This window comes from Streptomyces sp. NBC_01431 (assembly GCF_036231355.1).
GTDB lineage: Bacteria > Actinomycetota > Actinomycetes > Streptomycetales > Streptomycetaceae > Streptomyces.
Genome location: NZ_CP109496.1, coordinates 5,459,195 through 5,479,725, shown reverse-complemented (window position 1 = coordinate 5,479,725; position 20,531 = coordinate 5,459,195). Strand labels below are relative to the sequence as shown.

Below are 20,531 nucleotides of genomic sequence, written 5' to 3'. Positions count from 1 at the left end.
CGCTCACTCACACAGGAAAGGGAACAGGTGCCACCCCCCATGGCAGAACAGCACGGCCCGCCCGCGGTCGTCTTCAAGGGTGTAGTCAAGGAGTACGGCAGCGTCCGCGCCGTCGACGGGATCGATCTGACGATCGGGCGCGGTGAGACGGTCGCCCTCCTCGGCCCCAACGGCGCCGGCAAGTCCACCACCATCAACATGCTCCTCGGGCTCTTCCCGCCGGACCAGGGCACCATCGAGGTCTTCGGCAAGAAGCCCGAACTCGCCATGCGCGCCGGGCACTTGGGAGCCATGCTCCAGGAGGGGAAGATGATTCCCCGGGTCTCGGTGCGCGAGCTGGTCGACTTCGTGCGCCAGACCTACCGCAAGCCGCTGCCGCTGAACGAGGTCCTGGAGCTCGCCGAGCTCACCAAGATCGCGGGCCGCAATGTGGACCGGCTCTCCGGCGGCCAGGCCCAGCGGGTGCGCTTCGCGCTCGCGCTGGCCGGCGACCCGGACCTGGTGGTGCTCGACGAGCCGACCGCCGCTCTCGACGTGGAGTCGCGGCGCGAGCTGTGGGCCGCGATGCAGCGGTACGCCGAGCGCGGCAACACCGTGCTGTTCTCGACGCACTACCTCGAAGAGGCCGACGACAGCGCGGACCGCGTCGTGGTCATCGCCTCGGGCCGGGTGGTCGCCGACGGCACCACCTCGCAGATCAAGTCCATGATCGAGGGCCGCACGGTCAGCTTCGTGCCGCGCACCGGCCAGAACGGCTTCGACCTGCTGCCGGGCGTCAGCTCCGTGGAGTTCCGCGGCGGCCGCGTCCACCTGCGCACCAGCGACTCCGACTCGACGGTGCACGCGCTGTCGCGCGCCGACGCCTTCACCGACCTGGAGGTCTCGGGCGTGGGCCTGGAGGAGGCCTTCATCGCCCTCACCCACCAGTCGCGCCACGCGCCCGCCCCGGAAGGACGGACCAACTGATGCTCGGTTACATCCGCCTCGAAATCCTGCGGCTGGTCCGCAATGGCGGCTACCTCATGATGAGCCTCATCATGCCGGTCGGCCTGTACGTCACCCTCGCGGGCGGTGGCCCCGACCAGGAGTCCCTGGTGCGGGCCATGGTCGGCGCGGCGGCGTTCGGCGCGCTCGGCGTGGTCATCACCAACGGCACCGGCATCGCCGAGGACCGGGCGCTCGGCTGGCTGCGCCAGCTGCGGCTCACCCCGCTCTCGCCCGTGCAGGTCGTCATCGCCCGCGGCGCCGTCGCCACGTGCCTGGGCATCCTGCCGATCGTGGTCATCGGCCTGATCGGCAAGTTCTACCGCGGCGTCGACCTCTCGCCCGGCACCTGGCTGGAGATCTTCCTGCTGCTGTGGGTCGGCATCGCCCCGCTCGCGATGCTCGGCATCGGCATCGGCTACCTGTTCAAGGCGCAGCTCGCGCAGATCGCCGGCACCGTCTCGTACCTGACGCTGACGCTGCTGGGCGGTCTGATGATGCCGACCGACAGCCTGCCGCAGTGGCTCCAGCCGCTGTCGAAGGAGACCCCGGTCTACCGCTACGCCCAGCTGTCCTGGGACGCGGCCGCCAACTCCGCGCCGAGCGGCACCGGGCTCGGTGTGCTCGCCCTGTGGACGGCGCTGCTCGCGGCCTTCGCCGCCTTCGCCTACCGCAGGGGCGGCCGCCGCGCCTGATCCGTACCGCATCCGAAGTGCCCGTGGGGTCAACTCCCCGCGGGCACTTTCGTGTTCGTACCGGACGCGAGTCGCATTCGAGCGGGTGCCTCCACCCTTGCCCTGCCACTGACCGTACGCGATGGAGTGAGGCAACTGAATGCGCGTGTTGTTCGTGGGGCACGGCCCGGCCCATGTCCCCTGGATCATCCCGCTCGCCTGGGCCTGCCGCCTTGCGGGCCACGAGGTGCGGGTGGCGGTGCGGCCCCAGTGCGTGGCCCCGGTCACCCGGGCCGGCCTGGTGGCCGTGCCCGTCGGCGACGAGGCCGCCACCGCAGAGGTCGCGGCCCGTCAACTCGGCCTCGGCCCCGGGCGGTTGAAGGCGGCCGCCGAGTCGGTGGCCGTACTCGACGCCGATCTGAGCGAGGCGCTCATCGAGAAGATGGTCGCCGTCGCCGACACCCTCACCGACGACCTCGTGGACTTCGCCCGCTTCTGGCGCCCGGACATCGTGGTGCACGACACGGCGGCCGCCGCGGGTCTGGTGGCCGCCGCCGCGATCAAGGTTCCGGCGGTCGGCCACACCTGGGGCGTCTCGCTCGGCGTGCACTGCGAGAGCGAGGCGGACCTTCGCCCCTCCTACGCGAAGCTCTTCGAGCGCTTCGGCGCCGAACCGGTCGTCGGCCCCTCGGTGTGGATCGATCCGTGCCCGCCGGGACTGCGCCCGCCGCACGGGGTGCGCCGCGCCAACATGCGTTACGTTCCGTTCGCGGGGCCGGCCGCGCTGCCCGGGTGGCTGCGGGCCGAACGCTCCTCGGGCCGGCCGCTGGTCTGTGTCACCGGCGGCGTCACCACCACCGCCCTGGACGAGGTACGCGACCAGGTGGTGCGCTCGCTGCTCGCCCTGGACACCGATGTCGTCCTCGCGGTCACCCCCGAGCAGGCCGCCAACACCGGTCAACTCCCCGACGGCGTACGGATGGTCGAGTCGTTCCCGCTCGACGTGCTGCTCGCGCACTGCGACGCGCTGGTCCACCACGGCGGCGTCGGCAGCGGTCTCATCGCCGTCACCCACGGCCTGCCGCAGCTGCTCCTGCCGCGCAACGCCTTCCAGGAGCACTGGTCCGATCTGGTGCGCGCGTCCGGCGCGGGTACCGCGCTGCCCGCCGGCGCCGAGGAGGGCGCGGTCGGCGCGGCCGTCCAGGACCTGCTCTCCCGGTCCTCCTACCGGGAGCGGTCCGGGGCCATGCGCGCCGAGATCGACTCGATGCCCACCCCCGACCAGCTCGTGGGCTTCCTGGAGGAGTGCGTACGAGCCGGTCACACGGACGTTCCCACACCTGAGGAGACAGCAAGACGATGACCGTACTCCTTGAGCCCACGACGGGCACGAGCCGCTTCGTGCGGGGCGAGACGATGCACGGCCTGTTCCAGGACGCGGCCCGCCGCTTCCCCGAGGCGATCGCCGTCTCCCACCGCGCGGTCGGCGTCTCCTATCGCGAGCTGGACGCCGCGTCCGACGGTTACGCGGCGCTGTTGCAGGCCCACGGCGTGCGCCGCGGGCAGCTGGTTCCGGTGCTCATGGAGCGCGGCACCCCGCTGATCGCGGTGCTGCTGGCGCTGTTCAAGTGCGGGGCCGGCTATTCGTACCTGGACCCCCGGTGGCCCGTCGACCGGCTCGAAGGAGTGATCGGCCAGCTGGGCGCGCCGCTCCTGGTGACCACCGTGGACGGCGCCTGGTCGGTGCCGGTGTGGACACCGCCGGCCGAGGACCTGACCGTCACCGCGGCCCGCGGGCTGACCCCCGCGCCGGTCGCGGTGAGCGGTACCGACGCGTGCTCGGTGTTCTTCACCTCGGGCTCCACCGGCAACCCCAAGGGCGTGGTGTCCACCCACGAGAACGCGGTGCGCCTGTTCGACGGCGACTTCTACGCCGAGCTGGGCCCCGGCACCGTGATGCCGCAGACCGCTCCCCCGACCTGGGACGGCTTCACCCTGGACTGCTGGAGCATGCTGCTCACCGGCGGCCGGACCGTACTGCTCGACGAGACGGTGCTCGTGCCGCGCACCCTGCGCGCGCTGATCGCCGAGGACGGCGTGAACGCCGCGTTCATGACGACCCAGCTGTTCAACATGCTGGTCACCACGGACGTGGGCGCCTTCGCCGGGATGAAGTGGCTGTCCATCGGCGGCGAGCGGGCCGCCCCGACCCGGGTGCGGAGCTTCCTCGCCGCGCACCCCGGCATCCGGCTGCTCAATGTGTACGGGCCCGTCGAGTGCGGGGCCGTCGTCACCGGGCACGAGGTGCGGCCCGAGGACTGCGACGACCCGGCCGGCATCCCGCTCGGCCACGCCCTCGCGCACACCGATGTGTACGTCCTGGACGGCACCCGGGTGTGCGCGCCGGGCGAGACCGGCGAGCTGTGCCTGGGCGGCTCGGGGCTGGCCCGCGGCTACCTCGGCGACCCCGAGCTGACCGGGGCGGTCTTCGTCGACGTCGAGATCGACGGGGTACGCCAACGCCTGTACCGGACAGGTGACTTGGGGAACCGGTCGGCGGAAGGGGTGTTCCACTACACCGGCCGCGGCGACCGCCAGATCAAGATCCGGGGGCACCGGATCGAGCCGGCCGAGGTGGAGCGCACCGTGGAGCGGGTGGCCACGGTGACCGGCGCCGCGGTCGTGCCGATACCCAAGCCCGACGGTTCGTACTACGGGCTCGCGCTGTTCTACACGCGCGGCGAGGGCGGCACCGGGCCCCAGGAGCTGCGCGAGCGGCTCACCGAGCTGTTGCCGGAGTACCTGGTGCCGCGACGCGTCCAACTCCTGGAACAGTTCCCGCAGTTGGCGAACGGGAAGATCGACCGGCGGGAGCTGGCCGCGCGGGTCCGCGCGGAGCACGACCGCATCGAGGCGCCCGCCGAGGCGTTCGAGGGCACCGCGGCACTGGTCGCCGACGGGTTCCGCGCCGTACTCGACACCGAACGGGTGCCGGGCGACGTCTCGTTCTTCGAGCTCGGCGGCAGCTCGCTCGAAGCGGCCCGGCTGTGCCAGCACCTAGACGCGGTGCTCGGCGCGGCCGTGCAGCCCTCGCAGATCTTCCGCACGCCGACCGTGCGCCGGCTCGCCCAGTGGCTGGACGCCACCGCGCGCTCCGCCACGGCCGAGGCCCCGGTGCCGGGCCTGGAGCCCGGCGAGATCCTGCTGCCGCCCGAGCAGTCCGGCTTCCTGTTCGCCGCCGCCCACGACAAGGACGGCCTCGGCGGGCTCTGCCGGATGACCTGGTGGATCGAGGGAGCGGTCGACCTCGACGCGCTCCAGGCAGCGGTCGGCGACGTCCATCTGCGCCACCAGGCCCTGCACTCCCGGTACCTGATCCGCGACAACGAGATCGGGTACGCGGTGGTGCCCGAGCAGCCGGCCCCCGCCGAGGTGATCCGCATCGCGGACGCCGCCGACGAACAGGCCGCGGCCACCACGTGGCTGGCCGCGGCCCTCACCCCGCTCGCCGTCCGCGACGCCCAGGTGTGGCGGTGCGCGGTCGTCCGCGCCGAGGACACCTCCCGCACGCTGTTCGGCCTGGTCGCCCACCACGTGGCGTTCGACGGCGCGTCCGAGACGGTGCTCGCGGGCGATCTGTCGCTCTCCTACGCCGCCCGGCTCGCGGGCCGCGCACCCGAGTTCCCCGCACCGGCCGGGGGCCTGGCCGAGGTGTCCGCCGACCACCGCAGGGTGATCTCCCGCGTGGACCTGGCGGCGCAGCAGGAGTACTGGGAGGACCACCTGGAGCTCCAGGAGCCCCTGGAACTGCCGGGCCGGGTCGACAACAGCCTCAACGCCGGGCCCGGGTACTCTCCTTCGCGCACCGTGACCCACGCGGAGCTCGCCCGCTGGGACGAGCGGGCCCGCTCGCTCGGCACCACCCGCTTCGCGATGCTGGCCGCACAATTCGGCCTGGTCCTGCGGGACTTGACCGGACAGCCCGACATCGCGGTCAAGGTCCCGGTGGCCCGCCGCGGCAGCGAGGTGCTCGCCTCCGCCGTCAGCTGCCGGGTCGACCTTCTGTTCCTGCGGTTCTGGCCGCCGCACAAGGACGCCGACGGCGGGCTCCTTGAGCAGGCCGTGACGCGTGTCGACGAGGCGCTCGCCGCCCAGGAGACCGGCGGCGCCCAGCTGGCCCGCACCGTGGTCCTCACCGGCGGCGGCGAGTCGCTGCGGCCGATGCCGAGCTTCCTGATGCAGGACGACCCCGACCCAAGGCTCGAACTCGCGGGCTGCACCGCCGAGTTGTCCCGCATCGGCGCACCCACCATGTTCACCGAGCTGGAGCTGGACGTCCGCACCACCGCGGACGGCGCCCTGATCACCGCCTCCGTACGCACCGACCGGATCCCGGCCGAGATCGCGGACCGGGTGGTGACCGCGTACACCGAGGGACTGCGCCGCGGCCCCGAAGCCTCCGCCGCTCCCACCACATCCAAGGACACCTCATGCGTGTACTGATCCTGAGCAGCCCAGAGTCCACCCACTTCACCTGCATGGTGCCGCTGGCCTGGGCGCTGCGCGGCGCCGGGCACGAGGTCCTGGTCGCCGGACAGCCCGACATCATCCCGATGGCCCGTTCGGCGGGCCTCAACACGGTCACCGTGGGACGGCAGTTCTTCGGCAGGGACCTGCTCAGCCCGCCGCTGCCGCCGAACAAGCGGCCCATCGAGGTCGTCGGGCCGCTCACCCCGAAGATGACCATGATCGGCTCCCGGGTGTGGGTGCTGCACACCCGCTACATGGCGCCCAAGTACCTCGAAGTCGCCCGCCAGTTCAAGCCGGACCTGGTGATCTCGGAGATCTTCGACTGGGCCGCGTGCCTGATCGGCGGCGTGCACAGGATTCCGGTGGTCTCGCACCGCTGGGGCGTCGACCCGATGAGCCATCTGATGCGGGCCACCGCCGAGGACCTGCTCCAGGGCATGTGCGAGCGGCTCGGCATCGAGGGCGGTCTTCCCCGGCCCGATCTGCTGCTCGACCCGGCTCCGCCGCAGCTGCTCGTGGCGGGCGCGCCCGCCGGTGCGCCGATCCGCCACGTCCCGTTCAACGGCACCGGTCCGGTGCCCGGTTGGCTGCGCGAACGGGGCGACAAGCCGCGGGTCTGCGTGACCATGGGCCGCCAGACCATCTCGCTCGGCGGGCTCCCGATGTTCCGCGGCATCGTCCAGGCCTTCGGTGACCTGCCCGAGACCGACGCGGTGATGACCGTGCAACAGGAGTTCGTCGACGAGCTCGGCACCATCCCGTCCAACGTCACCATCATCCCGCCGACGCCGCTCAACGGCTTCCTCGACAAGACCGACGCGGTGGTCACCCACGGCGGCGCCAACACCCTGCTCGCCGTGGCGAGTTTCGGCGTCCCGCAGCTGATCATGCCGCAGCTGGTCGACCAGTTCGAGGGCGGCGACCTGCTGGCCGCCGCCGACGCCGGTCTGACCCTGCGCACGGCCGACGCCCAGAACGATCCGGCCCAGGTGGCCGAGGCCGTGCGCACCCTGCTCGCCGACGAGCGGATCGCGAAGGGCGCCACCGTCCTCGCCGAGACCATGGCCGCCATGCCCAGCCCCGCCGCCGTCGTCCGTGACCTGGAGAACCTCCGATGCGCGTACTGATCATCAGCACCCCCGTCGACACCCACTTCCTGCCCATGCTGCCCCTGATCCGGGCGCTCACCGGCGCGGGGCACCAGGTGCTGGTCGCCGGACAGCCCGACGTCACCGGGCCCGCCGGGGCCGCGGGCCTGGCGACCGCCACCTTCGGCGAGGCCTTCCACTACGCCGAGCTGCGCCGGGGCCGGCGCCCCGAGGGCCTGCGCCCCATCGAGGTGCTGGGCCGGCCGCCGGCCCAGCAGATCGACGGCGCCGCCCAGATGTGGCGCAACCACGCCCCGTACTTCCTGTACGACTACCTGGAACTCGCCCACGAGTGGCGACCCGACCTCGTGGTCTCCGAGCACATGGACTACGCGGGAGCCGTCATCGCCAAGGTGCTCGGCGTCCCGAGCGTCTGGCACCGCTGGGGCGTGGCCCCCACCAGTGAGTTCATGCTCGGCCAGACGCGGATGTGGCTCGGCCCGCTGTGCGAGCGGCTCGGCCTCGACCGCGTACCCGCGCCGGACCTGGTCCTGGATCCCGCGCCGCCCGCACTCGCCGCCCCCGACGCCCCGCCCGCCATCCCCATCCGCCCCGAGCCGCACACCGGGGACGGCACGCCCTGGACGTACACCGCGCCGCCCGGACACCGGGTCGCGGTGGCGCTCGGCGGGTACACCCTCGACCTCGGCGGCGCTCCGCTGCTGCGCCGGCTCCTCGACGCGCTGGCCGAGGTGGGCGGTGTGGAGGCGGTCGTCTCCGCGGCCCCCGCACACCGCGCCGCGATCGGCACGCTGCCCGCGGGCATGACGTACACCGCCGAGCGAGCACCCGGGCTGCTGTTTCCCGGCGCCGACCTCGTGGTGCACCACGGCGGGCCCGGCTCCACCCTGGGCGCGGCCGCGCTCGGCATCCCCCAGCTGGTGCTGCCCCAGCTCGGCGAGGCGTTCGTCGCCGGCGACCGGATCGCCGCCGCCGGCGCGGGGCTGACGCTGGACTCGGCCGAGTTGCAGAACGACGGGGCCGGGCTTGTCTCGGCCGTCCGCACCCTCCTGGAGGAGCCGGGCCACCGCGCGGGCGCCGCTCACCTCCGCGAGCAGATCGAGGCCATGCCGTCGGCGGGTGAAGTGGCGGCGGAACTAGAGCAGTTGACGCTGCGTCAGGAGGTCACGGCATGAGTGCGCAGACGGCCGCCGCCGAGGACGCGAAGGACACCACGGACCCGACGGGCGCGAAAGAAGGGAAGAAGCCCAATCCGCACGGCATGACCGACATCCAGGTCCTGGTCTTCATCGTGTGCGCGATGGCCACGATGACGCTGGCCCTGCTCGACGGTTCGATCATCTCCTCGGCCGTCCTGCCGATCGTGCGCGACCTCGACCCCGCCCACGGAATCGACCGCTTCCCCTGGCTGATCACCGCCTACCTGCTCGCCGCCACGGCGGCCCAGCCGCTGTACGGCAGGCTCAGCGACAGCTACGGTCCGCGCCGCATCTACCTCGGCGCGCTCGCCGCGTTCCTCGCGGGTTCCGCACTGTGCGCGACCGCGCACTCGCTCACCCAGCTCATCGTCTTCCGCGCGGTGCAGGGGCTCGGCGGCGGCGGCCTGATGAGCATGACGCTGATCGTGATCGCCACGTTGTACCCGCCCAAGTCCCGGGCCGGGCGCTCCAACGCGGGCGGCGCGCTCATCGCCGCCGGCCTCATCGCCGGGCCCATGATCGGCGGCCCGCTGAGCGAGAACCTGTCCTGGCGCTGGATCTTCCTGCTCAACGTGCCGCTCGCCGGGCTCGCGCTCGCCGGGGTGGCCTGGGCGCTGCGGCTCCCGGTGAAGGGCACCCGGCAGAAGGTCGACATCCTGGGCTCGGTGCTGATCGCGGCCGCCACCTGCGCGCTGCTGCTCGGCGTCAAGGCGTACGGGGACCAGCACTCGTTCTCGGGACCGGTGCTGCCCTACTTCTACGGCGGGTTGCTGATGGCCGGCGCGTTCGTGGCGCGCCAGCTGAAGGCGGCCGATCCGCTGATGCCGCTCACGCTGTTCAAGGACAAGGTGTTCCGGCCCGCCGCGATCCTCCAGTTCGCGGGCGGCTTCGCACTGCTGTCGCTGCCGGTGTTCCTCATCAACTACCTGAACATCGTCAAGGGTGTCTCGCTCGACGCGGTGGGGCTGCATCTGATCCCGCTCGCCGTCGGCGTGGTCCTGGTCTTCATCGGCTGGGGCAAGATCATCGCGCGGACCGGTAGGTGCAAGGCGGTCCTGGTCGCCACCACGGCCACGGCGACGGTCGCGGTGGCCGGCCTCGGCCTGACCGTGGCCGACGGGCCGGTCTGGCAGTTCGACGCGCTGCTCCTGCTGCTCGGCGTGGGCCTCGGCGGAGTGACCCAGATCGCGCTGTTCATGACCCAATCAGCCGCGCCCGCCGACCAGTTGGGCGTGGTGACCACGACCTCGCGGTTCGCCACCATGCTGGGCACCACCATCGGCGGCACCGTCCTCGGCGCGGTCCTGAGCTCCCGTTTCGCCTCGGCCGCCGACGCCTCGGGCGTCAAGGATCCGGACGCCGCCGCCGCGCAGCTCGCCGGGCTCGACCCGGCCCGCCGCCACGTGGTGACGGACGCCTTCGCGCACGCCACCGGCACGCTGCTCCTGACGGCCGCCGGGCTGCTGCTCCTCGCGCTCGTGACCGCCCTGCTCATGAGGGACGTCGACGTGAACACCGCGGCCGACGGGCAGGCCGACGGCACGTCCGCCGAAGAGCCCGCCGACGCCACCGCCCAAGAACCCGCCCAAGAGGCCGCCCCACAGTCCGAGGAGGACGACGAAGATGCGCGTACTGATGCTGAGCACCCCCTTCCCCACGCACTTCACCCCCATGGTGCCGCTGGCCTGGGCGCTGATGGGAGCGGGTCACGAGGTGCTGGTCGCCGCGCAGCCTGACGTCACCGACGCGGCCCGCGCGGCGGGGATATCGGCCGTCGACATCGGCGACCGCTTCCACGGCCTCGACGTCCTCCAGCGCCATCTCCCCGATGGCGTACGGCCGTTGGAGCTGATGGGCCCGACTCCGCCGGAGAAGATGGCGGGCGCCACCAAGCTGTGGGAGACCCACGCCCGCTACCTGGTCAGCCCCTACCTGGACTTCGCGCGCGACTGGCAGCCCGACCTGATCGTCTCGGAGCAGATGGAGCTGGCGGGCCAGCTCGTCGCGGGCGCCCTCGGCATCCCGTGCGTGCAGCACCGCTGGGGCGTCGACCCGCTGAGCGGCCCCTCGCGCGCCTCGGCCCGCAACTTCCTGTACGGGACGGCCGAGCGGCTCGGTCTCGACGGGCTGCCCGACCCGGATCTGCTGCTCGACCCGTGTCCGCCCGCGCTGCACCACCCGAGCGCGGCGCCGGGCGTCCCGATCGGCTACGTGCCGTTCAACGGCGTCGGCACCGCGCCCGCGTGGCTGCGGGAGCCGGCCGCCGACGGGGTGCGCCGGGTCGTGGTGTGCCTGGGCCGCCAGACGCTGGTGCTCAACGGCACCGGTCTGTACCGCTCGATCATCGCGGCCTTCGAGGGTATGGACGACGTCGAGGCAGTGGTGACCGCGGACGCCGCCTTCCACGAGGGCTTCGGTCAACTCCCCACCAATGTCAGGGTGGTGGAGCCGGTCCCGCTGAACCTGTTCCTGCGCGACTGCGACGCCGTGATCCACCACGGCGGCGCCAACACGACCCTCACCTCGTGCTCGTTCGGCCTCCCGCAGCTGGTGCTGCCGCAGATCGTCGACCAGTTCGCCTCGGCCGAACTGCTCGCCGCGGCCGGCGCCGCCCGGGTACTCGGCGAGGCGGCCCCGCAGAACGACCCCGCCCAGATCCGCGAGGCGCTCCGGGACGTCCTGGACGACGCCCGCCACCTCAAGTGCGCGCAGGAGCTGCGCGCCGACATGGCGGAAATGCCGAGCCCGGCCCGGGTCGTGGAGGACCTGGAGCGGTTGGCGGCCTGAGCGACAACCGGCGTACAACACAGGGCCCTTGCTCCGGCAGGGGCCCTTCGGCGTGGGCGCCCACGCCCGTGCCCGGACTCCGCACCGGCAGGGGGCACGCGAAGGGGCCCACCGACCACATGGGTCGGTGGGCCCCTTCGGGGTGCTGCCGGGAAGGTCAGCCGCGGCGCTTCTTCAGGGCGTCGCCGCCGAACTTGACGACGAGGCAGACGACGACGGTGACGGCGAGGCCGATGATGAGGTGGCTCATGGTGGTGTCCTCCTGAGGACTTGTGTTGATGGGGGGGGTTGGATGGTGCGGCGGAAACTCGTGGTGGAGCGGTCAGGCGTGGGCGGCGGTGCGCTGGGCGGCCAGTACCGCCCAGAGCGCGGCCGGCGTCGCGAAGGTCGCGCCCGTGAGGGTGGCCTCGGGGAACTCCACGTCGTACTCGTCCTCCAGTCGGACCAGGAGTTCGATGGTGGCCATCGAGTCGAGGCCCACGGACTTGAGGTCGAGGGACGGGGCGAGCGGGCCGGAGGCCGTGCTGCGCGGCAGGACCGAGGTCAGCAGCTTCTCGAAGTCGGCGTCCCACTGAACGTCAGCGGTGGTCATGGCGGGTTCTCCTTACGGGGTACTGACTCGGGAACGGGTCACTTCTGTTCGCGGCGCAGCCGCTGCTTGTCGGTCTTGCCGTTCGGGGTGAGCGGGAGCTCGTCCAGCAGGTGGCAGGCGGCCGGGACCTTGGCGGCCTCCAGGCGTTCGGTCAGCTGCGCGAGCACCTCGTCGGCCGTCAGCTCGGTGACGGCGTACAGGGTGAGGTCGTGGCCCTCGGAGGGAGCCAGGGCGGCGGCGGCCGTGACGCCCCGGATGTCCAGGGCGGCCGTCTCGATCTCCAGGGTGCCCATGCGGACGCCCTTGCGCTTGAACAGGTCGTCGCGGCGGCCCTCGAAGTAGAGGTGCCCGTCGGTGTCGAGGTGCCCGTAGTCGCCGGTGTGCAGGGTGACCTCGCCGGTCACCGGGTCGGGGCGGAACCGCGGCGCGGTCTGCTCCGGGGCGCGCCAGTAGCCGGTCATGACGTGCGGTCCGCGTACGCAGATCTCGCCGACGGTGCCGGGCGGCAGGAGCCGGCCGTCGTCGTCCAGGATCAGCACCTCGGTGCCGTCGAGGGCGCGTCCGACCGAGCCGGGGCGTGCGATGTCGCCGTCCGGTTCGAGCACGGTGATGCGCTTGCACTCGGTGGTGCCGAACATCGGCGACACCTGCGCCTGCGGGAACGCGGCCCGCAGCTGGGCGATGACGGGCCCGGTCAGCGCGGCCCCGGTGTTGGTGAACAGCCGCACGGGCGGCGCCTCGCGGCGGTCCCGCTTCGACAGCGTGAGCAGCATCTCGCCGAGCGAGGGCACCAGCGGAACGACGGTGACCCGGTGCTCGTGGAGCGTGCCGAGCAGCCGTACGTGGCCCTCCGGCGAGGTGAGCACCACCTGGGCGCCGGCGATCACGGACAGCAGGATCTGGTAGAGCCCGTAGTCGAAGGAGACCGGCACCGCGACCAGGACGACGTCGTCCTCGCGGTAGTTCAGCCGGGCCTGGATCGCGCGGGCGGCGAAGACGATGGGGGCGTGGGTGCTCACCACGGCCTTGGGCGCCGAGGTGGAGCCCGAGGTGTAGATGAGCAGGCCCAGGTCGTCGGGGGCGACGGGCCGCTCGTCGGCCACGGCGGGCGCGGCGTCGTACAGCGCCTCGGCGCCGCGCCGCACCTCGTCGAGTCCGAAGACCGGACGGTCCGTCAACTCCCTCAGAACCGCGGTGTCCTGGGCATCCTCACCGATCACCAGGACCGGCTCGCAGTCCGGTACGACGGTGTTCAGGTGGAAGCGCTTCATCGCCGGGTTGACGGGGACGAAGGCGATGCCCCGGCGCAGCGCGCCGAACATCAGGGCGGTGAATTCCCGGGTGTTGCCGACGCGGACCAGGATCCGGTCCGCGTGACCCACGCCCTGGGCGGTGAGCCAGTCGGCGTACGCCCGTGACCAGGCGTCCAGTTCCGCATAGGTCCACACGCCCGAGGCATCGCGCACCGCGGGGGCGTCGGGCCGGGCGGCCACGGCCGCCGCGAGCAGTCCGGGGACGGTATCGGTGCCGGTGTCCGCGGCAACCAGCGTCTGAGTCGTCATCCAGCAACCTCGTGGTCATCGGAACGGATGTTGGTCACCCGAGCGTGAGGGGGTGCTCTCGGGCCACCCTGGAGCGCCGGTGGACGCCGGGAGCTGTGCGGGGAGCGTCGTTGTTCGGCTGCGGCTCCGTCCGTGGCTGGGCGCGCGGTTCCCCGCGCCCCTTAACAGGGTGGGAGTTACCGCGCCCCAGACGTCGAGCCGTCCTCGGATTTCGCTCGATCAATGACAACGGGTCGTACTCGCTGGGGACTTGAGCCGTGCTGGAGTGTTCTTGGCCTGCCCGGGACTCAAGTCCGGTGCGAGGAGGCCGCCCCATGGTGTCGCCGGGCAGCAAGCCCCCATGGTGACGACCCCGCCGCGACGACGTCCGACGGGGAAGGAGGCAGCGCTAAATGAACGCGGATTCCCGGCAGACCGGCGGTCAGGGTGCGGACGGCTCGGCAGGTGAGCGGCGGCTGGACTTCGGTGTCTTCTTCTTCGCCGCGGTCGGCGACCGGGCAGAGGAGACCTACCGTTTGATGCTGGACGCGGCCCGCCGCGCCGACGAGCTGGGCTTCGGTTTCGTATCGACGCCCGAGCGGCACTTCCACCGGTTCGGCGGCGCCTTCCCCAACCCCGCGGTGACCTCGGCGGCCATCGCCGCGGTGACCAGCCGCATCCAGATCCGGGCCGGCAGCGTCGTGACGCCGCTGCACCCGGCCGCCCGCATCGTGGAGGACTTCGCGATGGTGGACGGCATCTCGGGCGGCCGGGTCGCGATCTCGGTGGGCTCCGGCTGGAACGTCAACGACTTCGTGATCGCGCCGGAGAAGTACGAGACCCGGCGCGAGCAGATGATCAGGGATGTGACGGACATCCGGACGGCTTGGCGCACCGGGCACTGGACCGGCCCCAACCCGCTGGGCGCCGAGACCACGCTGCCCGTCTTCCCGCGCCCGGTGCAGGACGACCTGTCGGTGTGGGTGACCGCATCGCGCAGCGAAGCCACCTTCCGAGAGGCGGGCCGGCTCGGCTGCAACGTCCTGACCCATCTGGAGAACCAGGACGTCGAGTCACTCTCCGACAAGATCGCGCTGTATCGGACGGCGCGCGCCGAGGCAGGCTGGGAGGGCCCCGGCAAGATCACCGTGATGATGCACACCTACGTCGCGGACGACGCGGCCGAGGCCCGCGAGGTGGGCGGCGGCAGCCTGCGCGACTATCTGCTCTCCGCCATCGACCTGGAGGCCCTTGCCGTCGAGGCCGGCGGCCGGATGAGCGGCAACAAGCAGGGCCGCGAGGTGCTCTCCGCGGTGAGCGCCCAGCGCAAGCTCGCCGAACTGGGCGTCAACCGGTACCTGTCCGGGAACTCGCTGATCGGCTCGGTCGAGGAGTGCACCGAGACCGCCCGCCGGGTGCGTGCGGCCGGGGTGGACGAGATCGCCTGCCTGGTGGACTTCGTCGCCGACCCGGAGCTGGTGCTCGCCTCCCTGGAACGGCTCGCCGCCGTCCACCGCGAGGCCTCGACCCCGGCCGAACGGGTCCTGGCCGCCTGACCCGAATGGCGCGGCCGGGCCCCGGCGCCACCTGTCACGGGCGGCGCGCAGGCCGACCAGCCACCTGCCACGGCCGCCGGGGAGTCCTCAATCAGCCATCCGCCCGCCGCCGGCGCGGGCCCCGGCCGACCACCTGCCGCAGTCGACACGCAGGCCCAGCCCGCCGCCTGCCACCGCCGGACGGACCGCCACCCGTCACGACCGGCACGGGTGCCCAACCAGCCGCCCCGTCCCCCGGCACTGCGCCCAGTGGATATCGGACATCCGCCCCGGGCGGCGCCCGAGGGCCCCTCACCCCCGCACAAGCCTCTCCTTATCCTTTCTCAGGAGGTTGTCCCATGCCGACGATCCTCGCCGTCTCCGGCAGTCCGTCGCCGGTCTCCAGCACCCACCAGGTCCTCACCCTCGCGGCGGACCGGCTCGCCGGCCGCGGGCACCGCGTGGAGACGCTTGCCGTGCGCACCCTGCCCGCGGCCGAACTCCTGCGGGCCGAGGTGGACCATCCCCAACTGGCGGACGCCGCGGCCCGGTTCGCGAGGGCCGACGCCATCGTCCTGGCCACCCCCGTCTACAAGGCGGGCTGTTCGGGACTGCTCAAGTCGTTCCTTGACGTACTGCCGCAGTTCGCCCTTGAGGGCAAGGTCGTGCTGCCGCTGGCCACCGGCGGCTCGCTCGCCCACGTCCTGGCCCTGGACTACGGGCTGCGCCCGGTCCTGATGTCGATGAAGCCGAAGGCGGTCGCGGAGAGCTTCTTCGTGCACGCCGGCGGCATCCGCAAGGGGCCGGGCGGCTTCGCCGGCCTCGAACCCGACACGCTCGCCCTGCTGCACGGGGCCACCGACACGTTCGCCGAGCTGGTGGAGAGCCTCGCGGAGGGTCCGGCCCGGACCGTCCGGCTGGTTCCCGCAGCCTGAGCCCGTACGCAACTCCTGCCAGCCCTAAGCCTGTTGATGTGTCGACCACGACTGAAGCACGACCGAAGCACGACCGAACCGCGACTGACCCACGACGGAAGAGGACCCCATGAAGGCTCTGGTTCTGAGCGGCGGTACGGGTAGCCGACTGCGCCCGTTCAGCTACTCCATGCCCAAGCAGCTCATCCCGATCGCCAACAAGCCCGTCCTGGAGCGGGTGCTGGACAACATCCGCGACCTCGGTGTCACCGAGATCGGCATCATCGTCGGCAACCACGTCGAGGAGATAGCCGAGGCGCTCGGCGACGGCTCCCGGCTCGGCGTCGAGATCACGTACATCCCGCAGGAGAGCCCCAAGGGCCTGGCCCAGTGCGTGCAGCTCGCCCAGGACTTCCTCGGCGACGACGACTTCGTGATGTACCTCGGCGACAACATGCTTCCCGAGGGCATCGCCGAGGCCGCCGCCGAGTTCCACGCGCTGCGCCCGGCCGCGCAGGTGCTCGTCGCCCAGGTCGAGGACCCGCGCGCCTTCGGTGTGGCCGAGGTCGACGCGACCGGCGTGGTGGAGCGGCTGGTGGAGAAGCCGCCGGTGCCGCGCTCCAACCTGGCGCTGATCGGCGTCTACTTCTTCACCCCGGCCATCCACGAGGCCGTCGACTCGATCGTGCCGAGCGCGCGCGGCGAGCTGGAGATCACCGACGCCATCCAGTGGCTGGTGACCAGTGGCGCCACCGTCCGGGCCCAGGAGTACTCGGGGTACTGGAAGGACACCGGCCGCGTCGAGGACGTACTGGAGTGCAACCAGATGCTGCTCGACGGCATCGAGCGCCGCGTGGAGGGCGACGTCGACGACCAGAGCGTGCTGATCGGCGCGGTCGTCGTCGAGCCCGGCGCCAAGATCACCCGCTCCTTCGTGGAGGGCCCCGTCGTGATCGGCGCGGGCACGGTCCTTGAGGACAGCCACGTCGGACCGCACACCTCCATCGGCCGCGACTGCGTCCTGTCCGGCACCCACCTCGACTACTCGATCGCCCTGGACGGCGCGACGATCTCGGCGGTGCGGGGCCTGCACGGCTCCCTGCTCGGCCGGTCCGCCGCGGTCACCGGCATCGACCTGGCCAACCGCCACCACCGCCTGGTGGTCGGCGACCACACCCGCGTGGAGGTCGCGGCATGACCACCACCGACCCCAACCCGGCCCCGACGAAGAAGAGCGGCATGAACAAGATCCTGGTCACCGGCGGCGCGGGCTTCATCGGCTCGCACTACGTACGCACCCTCCTTCAGGGCGGCTACGAAGGGTACGAGAACGCCGAAGTCACCGTCCTCGACAAACTGACCTACGCGGGCAACCGCGAGAACCTCCCGGCCTCGCACCCCCGGCTCACCTTCGTCCAGGGCGACATCTGCGACCTGCCGCTGCTCCTGGAGCTGTTCCCGGGCCACGACGCGGTCGTCCACTTCGCGGCCGAGTCCCACGTGGACCGCTCGCTTGAGTCGGCCGCCGAGTTCATCGCCACCAACGTCGGTGGCACCCAGAACGTCATGGAGGCGGCGCTGCGTGCCGGCGTCCAGCGCGTCGTGCACGTCTCCACCGACGAGGTGTACGGCTCCATCGACGAGGGCTCCTGGACCGAGGAGTGGCCGCTGCTTCCCAACTCCCCGTACGCGGCCTCCAAGGCGGGCTCGGACCTCATCACCCGCGCCTACTGGCGCACCCACGGCCTGAACGTGTCCATCACCCGCTGCTCCAACAACTACGGGCCCTACCAGCACCCCGAGAAGCTGATCCCGCGCTTCGTCACCAACCTCCTCGAAGGCGAGACGGTCCCGCTGTACGGGGAGGGCGCCAACATCCGCGAGTGGCTGCACGTCGACGACCACTGCCGCGCCATCCAGCTCGTCCTGGAGCGCGGCCGGGCGGGCGAGATCTACAACGTGGGCGGCGGCAACGAGCAGACGAACCGCCAGATCACCGAGCGCCTCCTTGAGCTGACCGGCAACGACTGGTCGAAGGTGGTCCGGGTCGCCGACCGCAAGGGCCACGACCTGCGCTACTCGCTCAGCGAGGCCAAGATCGCCGAGGAGCTCGGTTACGCCCCGCGCATCTCCTTCGAGGACGGGCTCGCCGAGACCGCCGCCTGGTACCGCGACAACCCGGGCTGGTGGAAGGCGGTCAAGCACGCGCCGCAGGAGGGCCAGAAGTGACACTGCCCAGCGAAACGGCGCCCGCACCTCAGGTGCTGGTCGTGGGCGCCGGGCCGGTCGGGCTCAGCGCCGCCCACGAGCTGGCCCGGCACGGCGTGCGGGTCCGGCTCGTGGACGCGGCGGCGGGCCCCGCCACCACCAGCCGGGCGCTCGCCACGCACGCCCGCACCCTTGAGACGTACGACCAGATGGGCATCCTGGACGAGCTGCTGCCGCGCGGCCAGCGGGTGGAGCACTTCACGCTGCACCAGAACGGCCGCCGTCTGATCCGCTTCGACACGGACTACAGCCGGCTGCCCACCCGCTTCCCGTTCACGCTGATGGTCGACCAGGTCATCACCGAGGAAGTGCTGAGGGACGCGGTGTCCCGCCGCGGCGTCGAGGTCGAATGGGGCGTACGCCTCGAAGAGTTCGAGGACCACGGCACCGACGGCGTGCGGGCCCGCCTCGTCCACACCGACGGGCACACCGAGGCCGTCGCGGCCGACTGGCTGGTCGGCACGGACGGCGGCCACAGCACCATCCGCAAGCAGCTCGGCCTGAAGCTGGAGGGAGAGTCGAGCGAGACCTGGCTCATCGCGGACGCGACCGTCCACTGCGACCTGCCGAAGGACAGCATCCACTGGATGCGCACGCCCACCGGCACCGTGATGATGGTGCCGTTCCCCGAGCCCGGCAAGTGGCGCCTGCTCGACACCGCGGAGACGTCCTACGGCGGCGACGACGCGATGGTGGCCCGGCGCTTCTCGGCGAAGATCAGCACCGGTACGGGCAAGCCGGCCGTCGTCGAATCGCCGTCCTGGGTCTCGGTGTTCACCATCCAGCAGCGCATGATCGGCCAGATGCGCACGGGCCGGGTACTGCTCGCCGGTGACGCGGCGCACGTCCACAGCCCGGCCTCCGGCCAGGGCATGAACACCGGCGTCCAGGACGCGGTGAACCTGTCCTGGAAGCTGGCCACGGTCCTGCGCGGCGAGGCACCGGAGTCCCTCCTGGACACCTACAGCGACGAACGGGTGCCGGTGGGTGCGGAGTTGCTGCGCACCACCCGGATGGCGACGATGCTGGTCCAGCTCAAGAGCCGCAGGGCGGCGGCCGCGCTGCGCGCCGCGTTCACGGTGCTGCGCTCGCTGCCGCCCGTCAAGGGCCGCATCCAGCGCAAGATCATGGGCGGCATGTCGGCGCTCGGCCTCGGCTACGGGGCGGGTCCGCTGGCTCACGCCTCGGCCCCCTCGACCGGGGTGCGCCCCGGTGAGCGGGTCGCCCGGGTGACGGCGCCGGTCCTGGCCACCAGCCCCGGCTGGCAGGAGATGATCTCCGAACTCCAGCGCCCGCAATGGCTGTTGCTCACCTTCGGCGAGCCCCCCGAGGTCCGCTACGGCCCTTCCATCCGCGTCCGCACGGTCAACACCCCCGGCCCGGACACCCTGTCCGACCCGGCCGGCCACCTGTCCACCGACCTGGGCGCCCCCGAGGGCACCTGGCTCCTGATCCGCCCCGACGGCTACCTGGCCGCGAGAGGCACAGCAAAGGAGTCCCCGTCGAACGCACTGACCTCATTGGGAATCCACCCGGCAGAATCCCGTCAACTGACGCACTGAGAACACGACTTGGGCCCGCCCCCGGAAGTCTCCGGGGACGGGCCCAAGTGGTGTGTGCGCCGAGGCCTCCGGCGCCGGGTCACCTACAGGGGCGCGGGGAACTGCGCGCCCAGCCCCTACGGTCCGCAGCCGAAAACCGACCGGCGGAAGCGGCTAGGCGGCGTGCCGCGCACCCTCAGAACCCCTCCCGTAAAGGGAGAGACACTGCGCATACGTGGGCAGCAACCCGAGCTCAGCAGCCTCACCCACCGTAGGCGCCGCCGCATCCTTCTCCGACAGCACCGGCTCACCCGTGAGCCACCGCGCCCACGGCAGCCCGAGCTCCGGATCGAACGCCCGCAGATCGAGCTGCGTACCCGGCACGTACTCCGTGGAGCAGAGATAGCTGATGCACGTGTCGTCGGTCAGCGCCACGAACCCGTGCGCGAGCCCCTCCGCCACGAACACGGCCCGCCCGTTGTCCGCGCCGAGGACGGTGGTGGTGTGCCGGCCGAAGGTGGGTGAGCCGACCCGTACGTCCACCACCACATCGAGCAGCGCCCCGCGCACACAGCTGACCAGCTTGGCCTGGCCCGGCGGGATGGCCACCCCGTGCAGCCCGCGCACCGTGTTGCGCGAGGAGGCCGAGTAGTTGACCTGGCGCGGCACGAACTCGTGCCCGGTCTCGGCGGCGAGCAGGTCGTATCTGTACGACTCGTGGAAACTGCCGCGGGAGTCCGTCAGCAGCTTAGGCATGATGCGGTACGCGTCCGGTACGGCGGTCTCTTCGATCCTCATGGCCCCGGACGGTAGGCGCCCCGACTCAAGTCCCGGTAGCGCCGCATGACCACCTGTCC

General features: G+C 72.0%; 16 protein-coding genes. 13 read left to right on the top strand and 3 right to left on the bottom strand.

Annotated features, from left to right (window positions below; all coding sequences use genetic code 11):
* The first annotated feature begins 39 nt into the window (after positions 1–39).
* The 8 genes from OG522_RS25045 (at position 40) to OG522_RS25010 (ending at position 11,283) form a co-directional block, all read left to right on the top strand.
* Positions 40–966: an ABC transporter ATP-binding protein gene (locus tag OG522_RS25045; RefSeq protein WP_329465237.1), complete on the top strand. Its 927-nt coding sequence runs from the start codon at positions 40–42 to the stop codon at positions 964–966.
* Positions 966–1,679 (top strand): ABC transporter permease, encoded by a 714-nt coding sequence (locus tag OG522_RS25040; RefSeq protein ID WP_053726133.1) that lies wholly within the window; start codon positions 966–968, stop codon positions 1,677–1,679. Before OG522_RS25045 ends, OG522_RS25040 begins: the two co-directional genes overlap by 1 nt.
* A 139-nt stretch (positions 1,680–1,818) precedes the next feature.
* The gene (locus OG522_RS25035; protein WP_329465235.1) at positions 1,819–3,021 is read left to right on the top strand and encodes a nucleotide disphospho-sugar-binding domain-containing protein; all 1,203 of its coding nucleotides are present in this window, start codon (positions 1,819–1,821) and stop codon (positions 3,019–3,021) included.
* Positions 3,018–6,161 (top strand): amino acid adenylation domain-containing protein, encoded by a 3,144-nt coding sequence (locus OG522_RS25030; protein ID WP_329465234.1) that lies wholly within the window; start codon positions 3,018–3,020, stop codon positions 6,159–6,161. The genes OG522_RS25035 and OG522_RS25030 overlap by 4 nt, the downstream gene beginning before the upstream one ends.
* Positions 6,149–7,315, top strand: a complete 1,167-nt coding sequence (locus OG522_RS25025) for a nucleotide disphospho-sugar-binding domain-containing protein (protein ID WP_329465233.1) — start codon at positions 6,149–6,151, stop codon at positions 7,313–7,315. Before OG522_RS25030 ends, OG522_RS25025 begins: the two co-directional genes overlap by 13 nt.
* Positions 7,303–8,472 carry a nucleotide disphospho-sugar-binding domain-containing protein gene (locus tag OG522_RS25020; protein WP_329465232.1) on the top strand — a complete coding sequence of 390 codons (1,170 nt, stop codon included), beginning with the start codon at positions 7,303–7,305 and terminating at the stop codon, positions 8,470–8,472. Before OG522_RS25025 ends, OG522_RS25020 begins: the two co-directional genes overlap by 13 nt.
* Entirely contained in the window at positions 8,469–10,232 is a 1,764-nt protein-coding gene (locus tag OG522_RS25015; protein WP_329465231.1) for an MFS transporter, read from the top strand. Before OG522_RS25020 ends, OG522_RS25015 begins: the two co-directional genes overlap by 4 nt.
* A complete protein-coding gene (locus OG522_RS25010; protein WP_329465230.1) occupies positions 10,120–11,283 on the top strand; it encodes a nucleotide disphospho-sugar-binding domain-containing protein in 1,164 nt (387 codons plus the stop codon). Before OG522_RS25015 ends, OG522_RS25010 begins: the two co-directional genes overlap by 113 nt.
* Before the next feature lie 322 nt (positions 11,284–11,605).
* Here OG522_RS25010 and OG522_RS25005 read toward each other — a convergent pair whose 3' ends face one another.
* Positions 11,606–11,875 (bottom strand): phosphopantetheine-binding protein, encoded by a 270-nt coding sequence (locus OG522_RS25005; RefSeq protein WP_329465229.1) that lies wholly within the window; start codon positions 11,873–11,875, stop codon positions 11,606–11,608.
* Positions 11,876–11,913: 38 nt separating this feature from the next.
* A complete protein-coding gene (locus OG522_RS25000) occupies positions 11,914–13,437 on the bottom strand; it encodes a class I adenylate-forming enzyme family protein (RefSeq protein WP_329465228.1) in 1,524 nt (507 codons plus the stop codon).
* A gap of 392 nt (positions 13,438–13,829) precedes the next feature.
* On the opposite strand from OG522_RS25000, the gene OG522_RS24995 reads away from it, so the two are divergent.
* The 5 genes from OG522_RS24995 to OG522_RS24975 all read left to right on the top strand — a co-directional run bounded on the left by OG522_RS24995 (position 13,830) and on the right by OG522_RS24975 (position 19,695).
* Positions 13,830–14,972 carry a MupA/Atu3671 family FMN-dependent luciferase-like monooxygenase gene (locus OG522_RS24995; protein ID WP_329465227.1) on the top strand — a complete coding sequence of 381 codons (1,143 nt, stop codon included), beginning with the start codon at positions 13,830–13,832 and terminating at the stop codon, positions 14,970–14,972.
* A 338-nt stretch (positions 14,973–15,310) separates the two neighbouring features.
* Entirely contained in the window at positions 15,311–15,886 is a 576-nt protein-coding gene (gene ssuE / locus OG522_RS24990) for an NADPH-dependent FMN reductase (protein WP_329465226.1), read from the top strand.
* Between the two features lie 109 nt (positions 15,887–15,995).
* Positions 15,996–17,063 (top strand): glucose-1-phosphate thymidylyltransferase, encoded by a 1,068-nt coding sequence (locus OG522_RS24985; RefSeq protein WP_329465225.1) that lies wholly within the window; start codon positions 15,996–15,998, stop codon positions 17,061–17,063.
* Positions 17,060–18,094 carry a dTDP-glucose 4,6-dehydratase gene (rfbB, locus tag OG522_RS24980; RefSeq protein WP_329465224.1) on the top strand — a complete coding sequence of 345 codons (1,035 nt, stop codon included), beginning with the start codon at positions 17,060–17,062 and terminating at the stop codon, positions 18,092–18,094. Before OG522_RS24985 ends, rfbB begins: the two co-directional genes overlap by 4 nt.
* Positions 18,091–19,695 carry an FAD-dependent oxidoreductase gene (locus OG522_RS24975; RefSeq protein ID WP_329465223.1) on the top strand — a complete coding sequence of 535 codons (1,605 nt, stop codon included), beginning with the start codon at positions 18,091–18,093 and terminating at the stop codon, positions 19,693–19,695. The genes rfbB and OG522_RS24975 overlap by 4 nt, the downstream gene beginning before the upstream one ends.
* Positions 19,696–19,848: 153 nt before the next feature.
* Here the strand turns inward: OG522_RS24975 and OG522_RS24970 are convergent, their stop codons facing one another.
* Positions 19,849–20,472 carry a dTDP-4-dehydrorhamnose 3,5-epimerase family protein gene (locus OG522_RS24970; protein ID WP_329465222.1) on the bottom strand — a complete coding sequence of 208 codons (624 nt, stop codon included), beginning with the start codon at positions 20,470–20,472 and terminating at the stop codon, positions 19,849–19,851.
* Positions 20,473–20,531 lie beyond the last annotated feature (59 nt).